This is a genomic window from Hydrogenophaga sp. T66, assembly GCF_057219855.1.
Genome location: NZ_JBXVVX010000001.1, coordinates 968,732 through 983,246, shown reverse-complemented (window position 1 = coordinate 983,246; position 14,515 = coordinate 968,732). Strand labels below are relative to the sequence as shown.

Here is a 14,515-nt window from a genome sequence, read left to right as displayed (position 1 = left end):
CCCGGCGGCCGCCGCGGCGTCAGTCGAACACGATCTCCGCCCGCTGGCCATCGGCCTGGGCGGCCCAGCCGGCCAGCGCAGCGTCGGTCGGGAAGAAGAGCGCGCGGTCGTCGAGCTGGAGTTCGCACTGCGCGCCGTTGCGTTGCAACGCCAGCCGCACCGGCAGACCACGCACCAGCTCGCCCTGCTCGGTCTGATCGCGCCGCGGCGGGAACTCGCGCACCAGGCGGGCCACCGCCGGCGGATGGCCGTTGACCGCCACGCGCAGGTACTTGCCGAAACGGCAGCGCGCGGTGGGCAGGTCCCAGATCTGTTGCACCTTGAGCCGCAGTCCACCGGAGAAACGGTCGGGCTGGGCCAGCGCCTGCACCACAAGCAGCTCGTCGTCCTTGAGCAGCGCGCGGTGGGTGTTGATCAGGTGCTCGTCGGCGCTGACCTCCAGCACCGCGGTTTTGTCGTCGAGCTTGAAAAAGGCCAGGCGACCCCGCTGACCGTTGATGACGCGGAAGTCGGACACGATCCCGGCCAGCAGCACCGGATCGCGGCTGTCGACCACATCTGCCAGCCGGGTGCGGGCGAAGCGGCGCACCTCGCGCTCGACTTCATCGAACAGGTGCCCGGAGAAGTAGAAGCCAATGGCGGACTTTTCATGGGTGAGTCGCTCTTTCACGCCCCACGGCGTGACCGCCACCAGCGGCGGCTCTTCGCCGCTGGCACCGTGGCCTGCCTCGCCATCGCCCCCGAGCAGATCGAACAACCCGCCCTGGTGGGCGTTGGCCTGCGTCGTGGCGGCGTACTCGAACGCCACATCCAGCGAGGCCAGCAGCTCGGCGCGGTTGAGGTGGATCGCGTCGAACGCGCCGGCCTTGATGAGGGCCTCGACCGTGCGCTTGTTCAGCCGCGTGCGGTCCACGCGCAAGCAGAAATTGAACAGGCTGGTGAACGGACCGCGCTCCTGACCGTTGGGCCCTTCGCCGCGGCCCTCCCGCGCGGCCACGATGGCCTCGATCGCCTGCTGGCCCGTGCCCTTGATGGCGCCCAGCCCGTAGCGGATGAGCTTGTCGTTGACCGGCTCGAAACGATAGACGCCGCGGTTCACGTCGGGCGGCTCGAAGGCCATGCCCATCTTCAGCGCGTCTTCGACCAGCACCTTGAGCTTGTCGGTGTCGTCCATCTCCACGGTCATGTTCGCGCAGAAGAACGCGGCCGTGTGGTGCACCTTCAGCCAGGCCGTGTGGTAGGCCAGGAGCGAGTAGGCGGCGGCGTGCGACTTGTTGAAGCCGTAGCCGGCAAACTTCTCCATCAGGTCGAAGACCTCATCGGCCTTCTGCTCGCTGATGCCCTTCTCCGCCGCGCCTTTGCGGAAGATCAGGCGGTGCTCGGCCATCTCCTCGGGCTTCTTCTTGCCCATCGCGCGACGCAGCAGGTCGGCGCCGCCGAGCGAATATCCGCCCAGGATCTGCGCCGACTGCATCACCTGCTCCTGGTAGACCATGATCCCGTAGGTCTCGGCCAGCACCGGCTCGAGCAGCGGATGCGGATACTCCACGACCTCGCGGCCGTGCTTGCGCGCAACGAAGCTCGGAATCAGGTCCATCGGGCCCGGGCGGTAGAGCGCGTTCAGCGCAATCAAATCCTCGAGCCGCGTGGGCTTCGCGTCGCGCAGCATGCCCTGCATGCCCCGGCTTTCAAACTGGAACACGGCCTCCGTCTGCCCGCGCGAGAACAGCGCGTACACCTTCGGGTCGTCCAGCGGCACGTTTTCGTACGCAAAGTCGGCCATCGCCGGATGGCGCTGGCGGATGAAGTCGCGCGCGATCTCCAGGATGGTCAGCGTGGCCAGCCCCAGGAAGTCGAACTTCACCAGGCCGATGGCCTCCACGTCGTCCTTGTCGTACTGGCTGACCGCGGCGTCGCTGCCGGGCTGGGCGTAGAGCGGGCAGAAATCGGTGAGCTTGCCCGGCGCGATCAGGACGCCGCCGGCGTGCATGCCCACGTTGCGCGTCATGCCCTCGAGCTTCTGCGCCAGCTCGATCAGGTTCTTGACGTCCTCTTCCTTCTGCACCCGCTCGGCGAGCAGCGGCTCCATCTCCAGCGCGTAGTTGTTCTTGTCACCGTCCTTCTTGGACACCGGCGGGTATTGCAGGGTCACGCTCATGCCGGGCTTGTTGGGCACGAGCTTGGAGATGCCATCGCAGAAACCGTAGGACAGATCCAGCACACGCCCCACGTCGCGGATCGCGGCGCGCGCGGCCATCGTGCCGAAGGTGGCGATCTGGCTGACCGCGTCCTTGCCGTAGCGCTCCTTCACGTAGTCGATCACGCGGTCGCGGTTGCTCTGACAAAAGTCGATGTCGAAGTCGGGCATCGACACCCGCTCCGGGTTCAGGAAACGCTCGAACAGCAGGTTGTAGCGCAGCGGATCGAGGTCGGTGATCAGCAGCGCGTAGGCCACCAGCGAGCCGGCGCCCGAGCCCCGGCCGGGCCCCACCGGACAGCCGTTCTCCTTGGCCCACTGAATGAAGTCCGACACGATGAGGAAGTAGCCCGGGAAGCCCATCTTGAGGATGGTGTTGAGCTCAAACTCCAGCCGCTCCTCGTAGCGCGGGCGCTCGCGCTCTCGCTCGGCTTCGTCGGGATACAGGTGGCGCAGCCGCGCCTTCAGGCCCTCGTGCGACACGTGGCGGAAATACGCCTCGGTCGTCATCACCTCACCGTTGACGGGCGGGACCGGGAAGTTGGGCAATTGCGGCTTGCCCAGCACCAGCGTGAGGTTGCAGCGCCGCGCGATCTCCAGCGTGTTGGCCACCGCCGAGGGCACGTCGGCAAACAAAGCCGCCATGTCGGCCGCCGGCTTGAACCACTGCTCGCGGGTGAAGCGGCGCACGCGCCGGCTGTTGCCCAGGATCTCGCCCTCGGAGATGCACACCCTCGCCTCGTGGGCCTCGTAATCATCGGGTCCGAGGTATTGCACCGGGTGCGTCGCCACCACCGGCAAGCGCAGGCGCGCCGCCAGGCGCACCGCCGCCACCACATGGCGCTCGTCCTCGGCGCGGCCCGCGCGCTGCAGCTCCAGGTAGAAGCGGTGTGGAAACATCGACGCCAGTTGCAGCGCGATGTCACTGGCCCGCGGCGCGTCGCCCGCCAGCAGCGCCTGCCCCACCGGCCCCGCCTGCGCGCCCGACAGCAGAATCAACCCGCCCGACAGCTCCTGCAGCCACGCGCGCTGGATCACCGCCTGCCCGCGGCCGTCGTTGCGCGTCCAGGCCCGCGCCAGCAGTTCACACAGGTTCAGGTAACCCTGACGGTCCTGCACCAGCAACAAGGCCCGCGGCAAGGCCGGCTGATGCGAACCGGGCATGGCTCCGGGCGTCTCGTCGGTCAATCCCTGCAGCACCACCTCCGCGCCGATCAGCGGCTTCACCCCCGCTCCGCGCGCCGCCTTGTAAAACTTCACCGCCCCAAACAGGTTGCTCAGATCGGTGATGGCCAGCGCCGGCTGCCCATCGGCCGCCGCGGCGGCCACCGCCTCATCGATGCGCGTCGTGCCATCGACGACGGAAAACTCGGTGTGAAGGCGCAGGTGGATAAACATGGGTGGATTTTAGGGACGCGCGCCCCGCGTCCGCGCGTCCCCGACTCCACACGGCGCCGACGCGTCAGACGTTCAGGGACACATCAGGGGGCGCTGCGGCATTGATCCGCCCCAGCCCCGGCGCATCCGCCATCACCTGACAGGCGGGAAAACCCGCCAGGGTCTGCGACGTCAGGTTGTATTGCTCACACACGACGCTGATGCGGCGCGCGCCGTGCTCCATTGACTCCACGCGATGAATCGTGGTGCCCAGGAAATGGATCAGGTCGTCTGTGCGGGGTTGTATGCGCCTTTCGTTGACATGGCCCGTGTTCAACACCAGCGCGCCGCCCCGCATGTCGAGAGGCACCTCCGCGTAATAAACGCTCACGAGGTTGGGAATGATGCGGACGTTCTCCGGCGTCAAACGGCAATCGATGTGTGCCTGAACCTCGGAGCCATCGACCAGAACCAGTGGATTAATGTAGAAGGCATTGCAATCGCCAAACAGCACCCGGTCCAGGATCGGCTGAAGGAAGGGGAAACGCGCAGCCACCGTCTCCAGACCATCGCGGCGAAACACCACCGAAAAGCCTTGGGTCCGGATGAATTCCGGACCCAAGGCGCTGTTGCCAAAAAACGGCGAGCCGAGGATGCCCTCAATCAGTTGCATCCGGCTCGCGTCGCCGAGGGCATTGCCGAACACGGCACAAAAGGGCTTATCCATGACCGCTCCCTTCTTGCGCCAGCGCGTTGATCAGGTCAGTTTCCAGGTCGCCATAGGTGACCTGATTGATGGAGTCCTGAAAGTCCCGCAGCATGGCGCGGACCATGTCCTCGTGGCCTTCCTGGCAGGCCCGCTCCAGCACCGCCGCGGTGTACCGGATGTGATGTCCCTCGTCCTGTGCAATCGCGTCGAAGAGCGGGGTCAGCGCGGGCACGCTCTCATGCGGCGCGTGCGCGAGGGTGACCGGCTTGGTCAGCATGCACAGAAACAAGGCCTTCACTTCGTACAGGTTGATCAGCAGCATCGAGCTGAGCAGTTCCTCGGGCGACGGAGGATCAAGCAGCGCGGTGCGCACATCCACCCGCTGCAGATCGGGCGTGTTGGATGCCAGGTCCTGCCGCAGGGCGGGGCTCTCCAGTTGCGGAAAGGTCTTGAGCAGCGCCGTGGCGAATAGCTTGGAGTGCTTGGCTTCGTCGGTGGCGTGACGTCTCAGCGACTGCCCCATCCGGGGATCGGGCAGGCTGGAGGCGTACTGCCACAGGCGCGTGGCGCTGTAGCCCTCGGTGTATGAGTCGGACGCCAACAGGGATGCGACCCAGGTGGCGTCTCGGCCCCTCCGTCGAAAAAGATCGCCGAAGGACGTGGTGGCGTAGGCGGGTTGCACGTCAGCAAAGGCCGAATCGATCAGCGCCCGGTACCGGGGCAGATGGGGTTCGCCCGTTGCGTCCAGCGCCCGCCAGACCACCTGTCCCGCCAACGATCTGGGAGTGGACTTCATGATGGAATGAACGTCACTTGGACTTGTCGATGTGCAACTGAATGGTCACCTTGTCGTGAATGCTTTTGGGAATCGGGGCGTTCTCGATGGAAAAAGCCGTTTTTCCGAAGAACGCAGAACTGGGCACCTGAACCGCCTTGCCGGCGGCGATGGCCTTGAGATCGGCTGGGGAAAGCTCGAAATTGATCTCTTTGCTTTTTGCATCAACCTTGGCGTTGCTCATGGATAGACCTCTTGAGGAAGTTACACAAACCGGACCGAAGTCCGGCGGGGGAGACGACCCGACGGAGCGGGCCTTTCGCCGGGCGGCGAATCGGAAACACGGGTGAGCCGAGGGCCGCTTTCAAGCGGCCCAGGATGGCCTGTCGATCAAATGATGTTCACCCCGCTGCTTGGGACAAACAGGTATCCGTAGAAGGCGTACGTCACCAATTGATCGCTGCCGGCGGACGGGTTGCCGGGCGAAACAGGGCCCTGGTTGACGGTCCAGTTCGCGGTGCTGGGATCCGTGATGGGCTTGCCGGCGAAATCGAAGTTCGTCACCTGGTCGTTGCCATCCTTCTGCGACCAGCTGTCACAAGCACCCCACGAGTTGTCGCACCGCGCCCAGTGGTAATCCCCCGGCCAGTTGGCATCGCCGGCGGGCGAAATCATCAGCGCGACGAAGTGGCCAGCGAGGTTCCCGGCGCCCAACAACCCCGGCGGCGTGGTGCCTTGGTGGACTGACTTGAAGGCCATCAGGTCGGCTTTGGTGGTGCCCACGAACTGAAGACCGTCTTTGACGGCGTAACCGCTGACCGTGGCACCGACACTGGCGACCGTGCCGGTCATGTCGGCCGCCGTGAGCAGGAACCCGCTCGCACGGCCGGGCTGGGGGAAGGTGTTGCTGGCGATGTTGCAGCCGTAGGCGTAGCAGTTGTTGTTGGGCTGGAACTTCGCAGACATGAAGTTGCCATGGCAGTCGCCGCCCGGGTTGTAGCCGGCTGCCGCGGTGCCCACGACCGTCGAGCTGTATTGCGGCACACCGATGACCCGCGTCGGTGGGGGCGAGGTGATCGTGACGGGCACCGTCGTCGGCGCCAGGTAGTGTTCATCGGGCGCGGCACCGCCCAGCGCGGGTGCGGTGGTCTGGTGGAAAGCATCGTGCGGGCCGATCTGGCCGCTGAACTTGAAACTACGGACTGGCGCATTCATGGGTCTCTCCTGGGTCATGGTTGGGAAAACAGCAGCGCGGTGGTGGTGTGGTTCGCGTAATTGAACAAACGCAGGTTGACGCTCTGGTCGCTGGTCGAGCCACTGAGCTCGCAGCGCGATGGAGCGCCATCGCTGACGCCCGTGTTGCTGGCCCACAGCGGGGCGTTGTTGCGGCTGTAAAAGACCAGATTGCCGTCGTTCTGCATGGTCAACACACCTGGCAGGTCGTCTGGCGACAAGCCAGTGGCCGCGGTCCAGAGGCGCTTGCCATCGCTGGTCTGCAGGACGGGACCGGCGACCGGGTCGTTGCAGAAGGAGGCGCTGCCATCGGGGGTGCTGATGCTCTGGTTCACGCGAAGGGAGCCATTCCCTCGGCTGTCCAGGCGGCTGGTGCTGCGCATCTCGCCCAGCAGATTGAGCTGAAAAAGGCTTTTGACCACATCCAGGCCCCAGTCCTGGTAAGCCGCTGCGGTGAGAAGCACGGAGAGCTTGGCCAAGGCGGCCATCGGGGTCATGTCGGCGGGGCTGAGTGCACCGACCTGTGGCAACCAGGCCCCGGCCGCATAGGCGTTGTCGTTGACGACGCCGCTGATGACCTGCGTGCAATCGACCACCACCACGCCCGCGCGGTTCGCCGCGAGCAAGGCCTGGTAGGTGGCGCCATTGCTGGGCGTGTCCGGATCGCCCGACGGAAAGTTGCCTTCGCCGTAGGACTCGAGGATCAGGCCCTTGACCCCGATGGCCGGGTCCACGCAGGAGTTGATCAGGCTGGCCAGCAGTCCAGCGCGCGGGCTGTTGTTGTCCGGGTAGCCAGGCGCGCCCCCGACGCTGGGGAACGAAAACCACGCGGGGAAGGCATTGAACTGGATGACGGGGTAGCGGTTGATGTTCGCGGCCGCAAACGCGAGTTGCGCTTGGGCAAGGGCTCTCGCCGTCGGATTGTCCAGACTGACCGAGGCGCTGACCGGTCCCGGCAACACGTGCGTTGCCTCGATCGTCAGCTCCACGCCGTACTCACCCAGGGCGGGGTAATTGGGGGAGGAAAAGGCGTTGAACTGGCTGGCGTTGGTCTTGAGGACACGGGCACCGCGGAAGATGCGGTTCTGGAAATACACGCAAACCTCGGGGATGCCGCTTTGCGCGGCGGCCACCGCACCGCAAAAGTTCTGAAAGGCGTCGGTGTTGCAGATCAGCGCGGTCGGGGGCTTCGACGGGTCCGGTCGATAGAACATCGGCAATTGCGAACCGGTGATCACCACCGGCTTGCTCAGCGCCGCAACCAGGTCACCGTGGCGGTCGAAGGCATTGAGCAGAAACGGCAGCGCGGCTCCGCTGAAGTCCATGCTGTCGGTGCCGTGCAGCACGACCCAACCATCGAACTCGTCGTAGTGCTTGAGGATGTAGCCCGCGATGCGGCACCAGTCGCTGGGCTGGAGGTTGGTGCTGTCCAGCGTGTGGGTGCCCGATTCCGGAAAAGGAAGATCGACCACGTAGTGCAGACTCAGTGCGGGATCGCTCTGCGACAGGATGGGGCTGATCAGGTTTTCGCAGGCAAAGGCAAACTCGACCGCCGACATCGGCGTCAAGGGTGTGCCGGCGCAGCTGATGGTGCCGCCCGTGTTGATCACTGCAAGGTGCATGACTTTCTGTGTGGTTGCGTTGGGTGGATTCGTGGCGCGGCGCGCACGACGGACCGCCGCCGGCGGCCATGCCGGAGCGCATCGCGCCTGGAGCGCGGTTCTGCGTGGTGGGGCTAAGCCCGCGCGTGTGTGACGCCGCGAAGCGGCAACACCGGCTGGGCGTATGTGACGACAGGCGTTGTCGTCTGGATGGGTGCTCGTTCGCCGAGATCGACGCGTCGCGACGAGGGCGGTGAAATCACCGCCCCTTCAAGAGCGGATGGGGCAAAGGCCGCGGCCCCTCCGGCCGGAGCGGGTCGACCCGCGACCCGGCCGACACCCATTGGTTGTGTGGACATACTGCTGCTCCCATGTGCCCTGTGGGCTGTATCTCGTACGGTCACGACCACCTGCGGCCCACGCAACCCCTTGCGACAGTGCACGCCTTGCTGAGATGCCCAGATTTCTGCGTCCAGGCGATCCGCAGGTCTGTTGATCGGTACAGGGCTTGTGCGGAAAGCAACCGCGCACATCGATCATCGACAACCTGCGCCGGTCACAACGCCTGATGGCGTAGGCTTCATGACCGACCACAAAATCGTCGCATCTTGGGGGGATGCTGTCAGCCACCCGGTCCTGATGCTTTGATGATGGATTGCAGCCGCACCGCATCGAACGGCGGCATCGGCGTCCGGCCAACGACGGACACGCATGCCCCGCCAGAACAACGACCGCTAGAGGGACATGGGGGTTGATGATGGCGACGTCACTTGGCCATGCCAGGATGTTCATCCTCTTGCGCCGACGCGGCAAATCGAGCGCACCGGCAGGGCCGCTTGGCACTTTAGGCCGCGACTGGACCTTCGGCGCCCCGCCGCATCAGTCCTTGAGGATCGACAGCACCTCGGAACGGAACTCGCGGTTGTAGAGGATGGCCACCACGATCACGGTGGCGAGCACCATGCTCACCGGCGAGATGAACCAGGCCAGCAGCGCAAAGGAGAAGTAGTAGGCGCGCAAGCCGTCGTTGAAGGTTTCGGCGGCGGCGCCGACCATGGCCGCGGCGCGGTCGACGAACTGCTGTCGGTCGAATTCGCCGCGTTCAAACGCCTCGGGCGGCGGCATGGAGCCGATCACGAGCGCCACGAAGGTGTACTGGCGCATGCACCAGGAGAAGCGAAAGAATGAGTAGACGAAGATGGCCACCAGCACGAGGATCTTGAACTCGAAGACCAGCAGCGTGGTGGCCTGGGCGAAGGGGATCTCGCTCATCAGCTCGGTGGCCTTGTCGGTGGTGCCGAGCAGCGCGAACAGACCGCCGATGATCAGCAGCGAGGTGGAGGAGAAGAAGGCCGGCGTGTTGGACAGCGTCTGGGTGATCAGGCCGTCGAGCATGCGGGGGTCGCGGGCGCTGGCCTGGCGCATCCAGTGGCCGCGGTAGCGGTTGGTGGTGACCAGCAGCGAGGGACGGCGGCGCGCCAGCACCTTGGCAAACCAGGCGTAGCCGGCCCAGAGACCGAAGAAGGCGACCAGCGCGAGCCAGTCGCCCCAGGGCAGGATGCTGAATATCTTCATGGGCCGGATGCTACCCGCGCACCCGGCGCCGCGGGCCGGCCCACCAGCCGGTCCGGCAGGCCGACCTGGGTTGTCCGGCCAGCGATCGGCCGGTCAGGCCTTGGCGAAGCGGGCGGCGGTGGCGGCGACGCGCTGGCCGAACAGCTTGGCCGTTTCCAGATCGCCGGGCAGCATTTCCGCGGCGCTGGCGTCGGACGGGGTCTGCGCCATGGCGCCGCTGAACGAGCCGACGTAGTTCACGTCGTTGCGCTGGGCGGCCTTGCTGTTGCTGGGCATCAGGCCGGTGCCAACCCAGATGCCGCTGTGCTGCATCGACAGGGTGAACAGGTAGTGCAGCGTGGAGAGCTTGTCGCCGTTCATGGTGGCGCTGTTGGTGAAGCCGGCGAAGACCTTGTCTTTCCACTTCTGGGTGAACCAGGCCTTGCTGGACGCATCGGCGAATTTCTTGAACTGCCAGCTCACGGTGCCCATGTAGGTGGGCGAGCCCATGATGATGGCGTCGGCAGCGTCGAGCGCTTCCCAGCCGCCGGCGGGCAGGTTGCCGTCGGCGTCGATGGCGATGAGTTCGGCGTTGGCGCCTTCGGCGACGGCTTGCGCCATGCGCTGGGTGTGGCCGTAGCCGGAGTGGTAGACAACAACAACGTGGGTCATGGTGGACTCTCTGGTGAAGGCAGCCAGGGCTGCGGGATGGAAGAAAGAATCAGTGGTTCAGCGGCTGAAGGCGGCGTCGAGCGTGCCCATGGCACCACGGTGGAACGCCTGGGCGTAGGCCACGATGTCATCGCGGCTGTTGCCCACGAACGGCCCGTGCGGCACGGTGGGTTCGCGCAGTGGCTGGCCCGACAGCCACACACCGCGCGCGCCCGCCGGGCCGGCGCGCATTGCCAGCACGCCCGGCGGCCCTTCGACCGCCGCGGGCGCCGCCGGCACGACGACAACCACCTGCCGGTCGCGGGCCGCATGATCGCCGGCGGTCAATGACCCTTCGGTGACCACGAAAAAGCCGTTGTGTGTAGGCGGCACGGGCAGATCGAAGGCGGCGTGGGGCGCCAGCGCGATGCCGAGCACGGTCACCGGCGTGGCCCAGCGGTCATCGCGGGCGATGGGTGAGACATGGCCATCGAAAGCGCCGGCCACGAGGGTGAGGTTGGCGCCGTCGCGGGCCAGCACCGGCATGTCGCCGCGCGCCACCTTGAACACCGCCGCCGGGTCCTGTTTGCGGTGGCGGGCCATGTTGACGAAGACCTGCAGGCCGATCGCCGCGTGGCCGGGCTGGCTGGGCGTTTCTTCGTGCACGATGCCGCGCCCGGCCTGGGTCCAGTGCAGATCGCCGGGGGCGATCACGCTGTCATCGCCCTGCGAATCGCGGTTGCGCACACCGCCGGGCGAATCGGCGAGCAGCAGCGTGACCGCGCTCATGCCGCCGTGGGGGTGCGGCAGGAAGTAGTTCTGCGGCATGTGGAAAAAATCCAGGCCGAGGAACGGATCGATCAGGCCGGGCTGCGCCGGGTGGAACAGGTGGGCGTGGGTGTGGGCGTCGAAGCGGTGCAGCGGCATGTCCACCACGGCGTGCACCGCGCGGCGCGTGAGCAGTTCGGCTCCGCACATGGCCATGGTCCTTCAGGCGCGACGGGCGTCGAGGCTGAAGCGACCGGCGCCGAAGGCCACCAGCGCGAGCAGACCGCCGACCACACCGATGTTCTTCATGAACATGAGTTGCTGCACGAAGGCCTGGTCGGCCGGCACGGCCCAGAAGGCGTGGAAGAACACGGACGCCACCAGCGTGAACACCGCCAGCACCAGCGCGGCGATGCGGGTGCCGAAGCCGACCAGCAGGGCGAGCGGGCCCACGACCTCGACCACGATGGCCACCGCCGCGGCCACGCTGGGCAGGGGCAGACCGGCCGAGGCGATGTAGCCGACGGTGCCTTCAAACCCGCCGATCTTGGACAGGCCCGCGGGCAGGAACAGGGCGACCAGCAGGATGCGGGCCAGAAGGGCGAAGGTGTTGGAGAGGGTGGTGTTGTTCATGGAAAGCTCCTGAGAAGGGTTGAGAAAAAACGGATGGGCTCCCGGGCGCGGGGCACTCAAGGCGCCAGATCGAACACCAGCACTTCGGCGGCGTCGCCGTCGTGCAGGGTGAGCCGGGATTCGGCGTCGATCACGGCGGCGTCGCCGCCGGCCAGCGCGTGGCCGTTGAGGGACAAGCGGCCGCGCACGAGGTGCACATAAGCCTTGCGCGCCGGGTCGAGGGCGAGTTCGGCGCGCTCGGCGCCATCGAACAGGCCGGCGTAGAGCCGGGCGTCGGCGTGCATGGTCACCGAGCCGTCGGCGCCATCGGGCGAGGCCACCAGACGCAGGCGGCCGCGCTTCTCGGCGTCGGCGAAGGATTTCTGCTCGTAGCCGGGCTCGATGCCGCGCTCGCTCGGCTCGATCCAGATCTGCAGGAAGTGGGTGGTGGCGTTGGGTGCGTGGTTGAACTCGCTGTGGCGCACGCCGGTGCCTGCGCTCATGCGCTGCACGTCGCCCGGCGGGATGCCTTTGACGTTGCCCAGGCTGTCCTTGTGGGCGAGGTTGCCTTGCAGCACGTAGCTGATGATTTCCATGTCGCGGTGGCCGTGGGTGCCAAACCCGGTGCCGGGCGCGATGCGGTCTTCGTTGATCACCCGCAGGTTGCCCCAACCCATCCACTGCGGGTCGAAGTAGTCGGCAAACGAGAAGGAATGGCGGCTGTCCAGCCAACCGTGGTCGGCGTGGCCGCGGGCGTCGGACGGGCGGATGCGGATCATGGTGCGGGGCTCCTGAAAGGGGTGATGCGGTGCATCGATGGGGGTGAATTCTGGGCAGCCACCCGCCCCGGCGGTGCGCAGCGCTTTGATGGCATCATTCAAACGGTTTGAATGATGGAGCCGCCCGATGCCTTCGACCCACGCCCCGCGCACCGCCCTGTCGGCCGAAAACCTGGCGCTGATCGAGGCCGTGGCGCGGCTGGGCAGCATGGCCGCCGCCGCCCGCGAGCTCGGCATGGTGCCCAGCGCCCTGACCTACCGGGTGCGCCAGATCGAAGACGCGCTGGACGTGCTGCTGTTTGACCGCAGCGCCCGCCGCGCCGTGCTGACGCCCGCCGGCGCGGAGTTGCTGCGCGCGGGCGAATACCTGCTCGGCGAGCTCGACGCCGTGGCCCAGCGCGTCAAGCGCGTGGCCACCGGCTGGGAACCGCAGCTCACCATCGCCGCCGACGCCCTGATCGCCCGCGCCACGCTGTTCGAGCTGTGCGAAGCCTTCTACGCCACCGGCGCGCCCACCCGCATCAAGCTGCGCAGCGAAACCCTTTCCGGCACGCTGGAGGCGGTCCAGGACGGCACGGCCGACATCGCGCTGGGTGTCTCGCCCGAGGCCTCGGCCCCGGACCTGCAGACGGCGCCGCTGGGCTCGGTGGCCTTCGTGTACGCGGTCGCGCCCCACCACCCGCTGGCCGCGGTCGAGGCACCCCTGTGCGACGAGGAGCTGCGCCGCCACCGGGCGGTCGCCGTGGCCGACAGCACGCAGCGCGGCCGCGGCGTGAGCCACAACCTGTTGCCGGGCCAGGACGTGCTCACCGTGCCGTCCATGCAGTTCAAGCTCGAAGCCCAGCTGCGCGGCCTCGGCGCGGGCTTTCTGCCGCTGCCGCTGGCCCAGCCGTACATCACGGCCGGGCGCCTGGTGGTGAAGGCCACCGAGCAGCCCGACCGCGAGATCCACGTGGCCTACGCCTGGCGCGCGCCGCGCGGGGCCGCCGCCCAGGGCGCGCGGGCCTTGCGCTGGTGGCTCGAGCGCCTGCAGCACCCGGCCACACGAGAGGCCCTGCTGACCCACCACCACCAGCACTGAGCGGCCCGCCGCGCTGCTACATTCCCCCCATACTCCCCACGGTCTCCGAACCCGGATACCCCCAACCCGCGAGCGACCCGCCATGCCCGCCCGACGCACCGCCACCGCCTCCTCCCGCCACATCGCCATCATCGGCGCCGGCATCGCCGGCGTCACCGCCGCGCGCACCCTGCTGCAAGCCGGCCACCGGGTCACGCTGATTGAAAAGAGCCGCGGCTTGGGCGGGCGCATGTCCACGCGCCGCACCGAGTTCGGCGGCTTCGACCACGGCGCGCAGTACTTCACCGTGCGCGATCCGCGCTTCGAGCTGGCCCTGCGCACCACCGCCACCAGCGTCGTGCGGCCCTGGAGCGCCAGCACGGTGCGCGTGCTCGACGAGCTCGGCCATGTGCTGGCCAGCGCGCCGCCGCCGACCGAACCGCACTTCGTGGCCACGCCGGGCATGAACGGCCTCGTGCAGCTGTGGGCCCAGCCGCTGCTCAACCCCGCCCAGCACGGCAACCCGCCCGCGCAGGCGCTGTTGCAACTGCGCGTGACCCACATCGAACGCGACGCCCTGCACCCCACCCAGTGGCAGCTGCGCGCCGAAGACGCCGAGGGCGGCCAGCGCGTGCTGGGCGGCTTCGACCAGGTCGTGCTGGCCATTCCGCACCCGCAGGCGCACGACCTGCTGCTGGCCAGCGGTCTGGCGGCCGCGCTGCGCGCGGCGCTCGCCTCGGTGCACGTGGCGCCCTGCTGGACGCTGATGGTCGCCTTCCCGCAGGCCATGCAGCCCGGGCTCAGCCACATCGGCCCGCAATGGAACGCCGCGCGCAGCACGCACCACCGCATCTGCTGGCTCACCCGCGAATCGAGCAAACCCGCGCGCGACCCGATCGAGCGCTGGACCGTGCAGGCCAGCCCGGTCTGGTCGGCCAAGCACCTGGAGGACGACGCCGAACGCGTGAAGGCCAAGCTGCTCAAGGGCTTCGCCGAAATCACCGGCATCCGCGCCACGCCCCCGCACGCGGTCGTCCACCGCTGGCGCTACGCGCAGACCCAGACCCCCCTGGGCCGCAGCCACCTGCTCGACGCCGACCTCGGCATCGGCCTGTGCGGCGACTGGTGCCTGGGCCACCGCGTGGAGGACGGCTTCGTCTCCGGCCTCGAACTCGCCCTCGCCCTGGCCTGACCCCGCG

13 protein-coding genes are annotated in these 14,515 nt (G+C 67.5%); 2 read left to right on the top strand and 11 right to left on the bottom strand.

What is annotated here, in order from left to right; all coding sequences use genetic code 11:
- Positions 1-19: 19 nt before the first annotated feature.
- The 11 genes from dnaE to AC2D80_RS04545 form a co-directional block, all read right to left on the bottom strand.
- Positions 20-3,595, bottom strand: a complete 3,576-nt coding sequence (dnaE, locus tag AC2D80_RS04595; RefSeq protein WP_484631796.1) for a DNA polymerase III subunit alpha — start codon at positions 3,593-3,595, stop codon at positions 20-22.
- A gap of 64 nt (positions 3,596-3,659) precedes the next feature.
- The gene (locus tag AC2D80_RS04590) at positions 3,660-4,301 is read right to left on the bottom strand and encodes a hypothetical protein (protein ID WP_484631795.1); all 642 of its coding nucleotides are present in this window, start codon (positions 4,299-4,301) and stop codon (positions 3,660-3,662) included.
- A complete protein-coding gene (locus tag AC2D80_RS04585; protein WP_484631794.1) occupies positions 4,294-4,884 on the bottom strand; it encodes a hypothetical protein in 591 nt (196 codons plus the stop codon). The genes AC2D80_RS04590 and AC2D80_RS04585 overlap by 8 nt, the downstream gene beginning before the upstream one ends.
- 208 nt (positions 4,885-5,092) lie before the next feature.
- Positions 5,093-5,302, bottom strand: coding sequence for a hypothetical protein (locus tag AC2D80_RS04580; protein ID WP_484631793.1), 210 nt, complete (start codon positions 5,300-5,302; stop codon positions 5,093-5,095).
- A 146-nt stretch (positions 5,303-5,448) separates the two neighbouring features.
- Complete coding sequence (locus tag AC2D80_RS04575) at positions 5,449-6,273, bottom strand: hypothetical protein (RefSeq protein WP_484631792.1); 825 nt, start codon at positions 6,271-6,273, stop codon at positions 5,449-5,451.
- Between the two features lie 14 nt (positions 6,274-6,287).
- The gene (locus tag AC2D80_RS04570; RefSeq protein ID WP_484631791.1) at positions 6,288-7,913 is read right to left on the bottom strand and encodes an asparaginase domain-containing protein; all 1,626 of its coding nucleotides are present in this window, start codon (positions 7,911-7,913) and stop codon (positions 6,288-6,290) included.
- A gap of 858 nt (positions 7,914-8,771) precedes the next feature.
- The gene (locus AC2D80_RS04565; RefSeq protein WP_484631790.1) at positions 8,772-9,467 is read right to left on the bottom strand and encodes a DUF599 domain-containing protein; all 696 of its coding nucleotides are present in this window, start codon (positions 9,465-9,467) and stop codon (positions 8,772-8,774) included.
- Positions 9,468-9,560: 93 nt separating this feature from the next.
- On the bottom strand, positions 9,561-10,118 hold the full coding sequence (locus tag AC2D80_RS04560; protein ID WP_484631789.1) for a flavodoxin family protein: 558 nt from the start codon (positions 10,116-10,118) through the stop codon (positions 9,561-9,563).
- A 57-nt stretch (positions 10,119-10,175) separates the two neighbouring features.
- Positions 10,176-11,075: a pirin family protein gene (locus AC2D80_RS04555; RefSeq protein ID WP_484631788.1), complete on the bottom strand. Its 900-nt coding sequence runs from the start codon at positions 11,073-11,075 to the stop codon at positions 10,176-10,178.
- 12 nt (positions 11,076-11,087) lie between these two features.
- The gene (locus AC2D80_RS04550; RefSeq protein WP_484631787.1) at positions 11,088-11,498 is read right to left on the bottom strand and encodes a DoxX family protein; all 411 of its coding nucleotides are present in this window, start codon (positions 11,496-11,498) and stop codon (positions 11,088-11,090) included.
- A 56-nt stretch (positions 11,499-11,554) separates the two neighbouring features.
- Positions 11,555-12,256, bottom strand: coding sequence for a pirin family protein (locus tag AC2D80_RS04545; protein ID WP_484631786.1), 702 nt, complete (start codon positions 12,254-12,256; stop codon positions 11,555-11,557).
- 127 nt (positions 12,257-12,383) lie between these two features.
- On the opposite strand from AC2D80_RS04545, the gene AC2D80_RS04540 reads away from it, so the two are divergent.
- Together AC2D80_RS04540 and AC2D80_RS04535 are read left to right on the top strand one after the other, a co-directional pair.
- Entirely contained in the window at positions 12,384-13,337 is a 954-nt protein-coding gene (locus AC2D80_RS04540; RefSeq protein WP_484631785.1) for a LysR family transcriptional regulator, read from the top strand.
- A gap of 82 nt (positions 13,338-13,419) precedes the next feature.
- Positions 13,420-14,508, top strand: a complete 1,089-nt coding sequence (locus AC2D80_RS04535) for an NAD(P)/FAD-dependent oxidoreductase (protein WP_484631784.1) — start codon at positions 13,420-13,422, stop codon at positions 14,506-14,508.
- Positions 14,509-14,515: the final 7 nt, after the last annotated feature.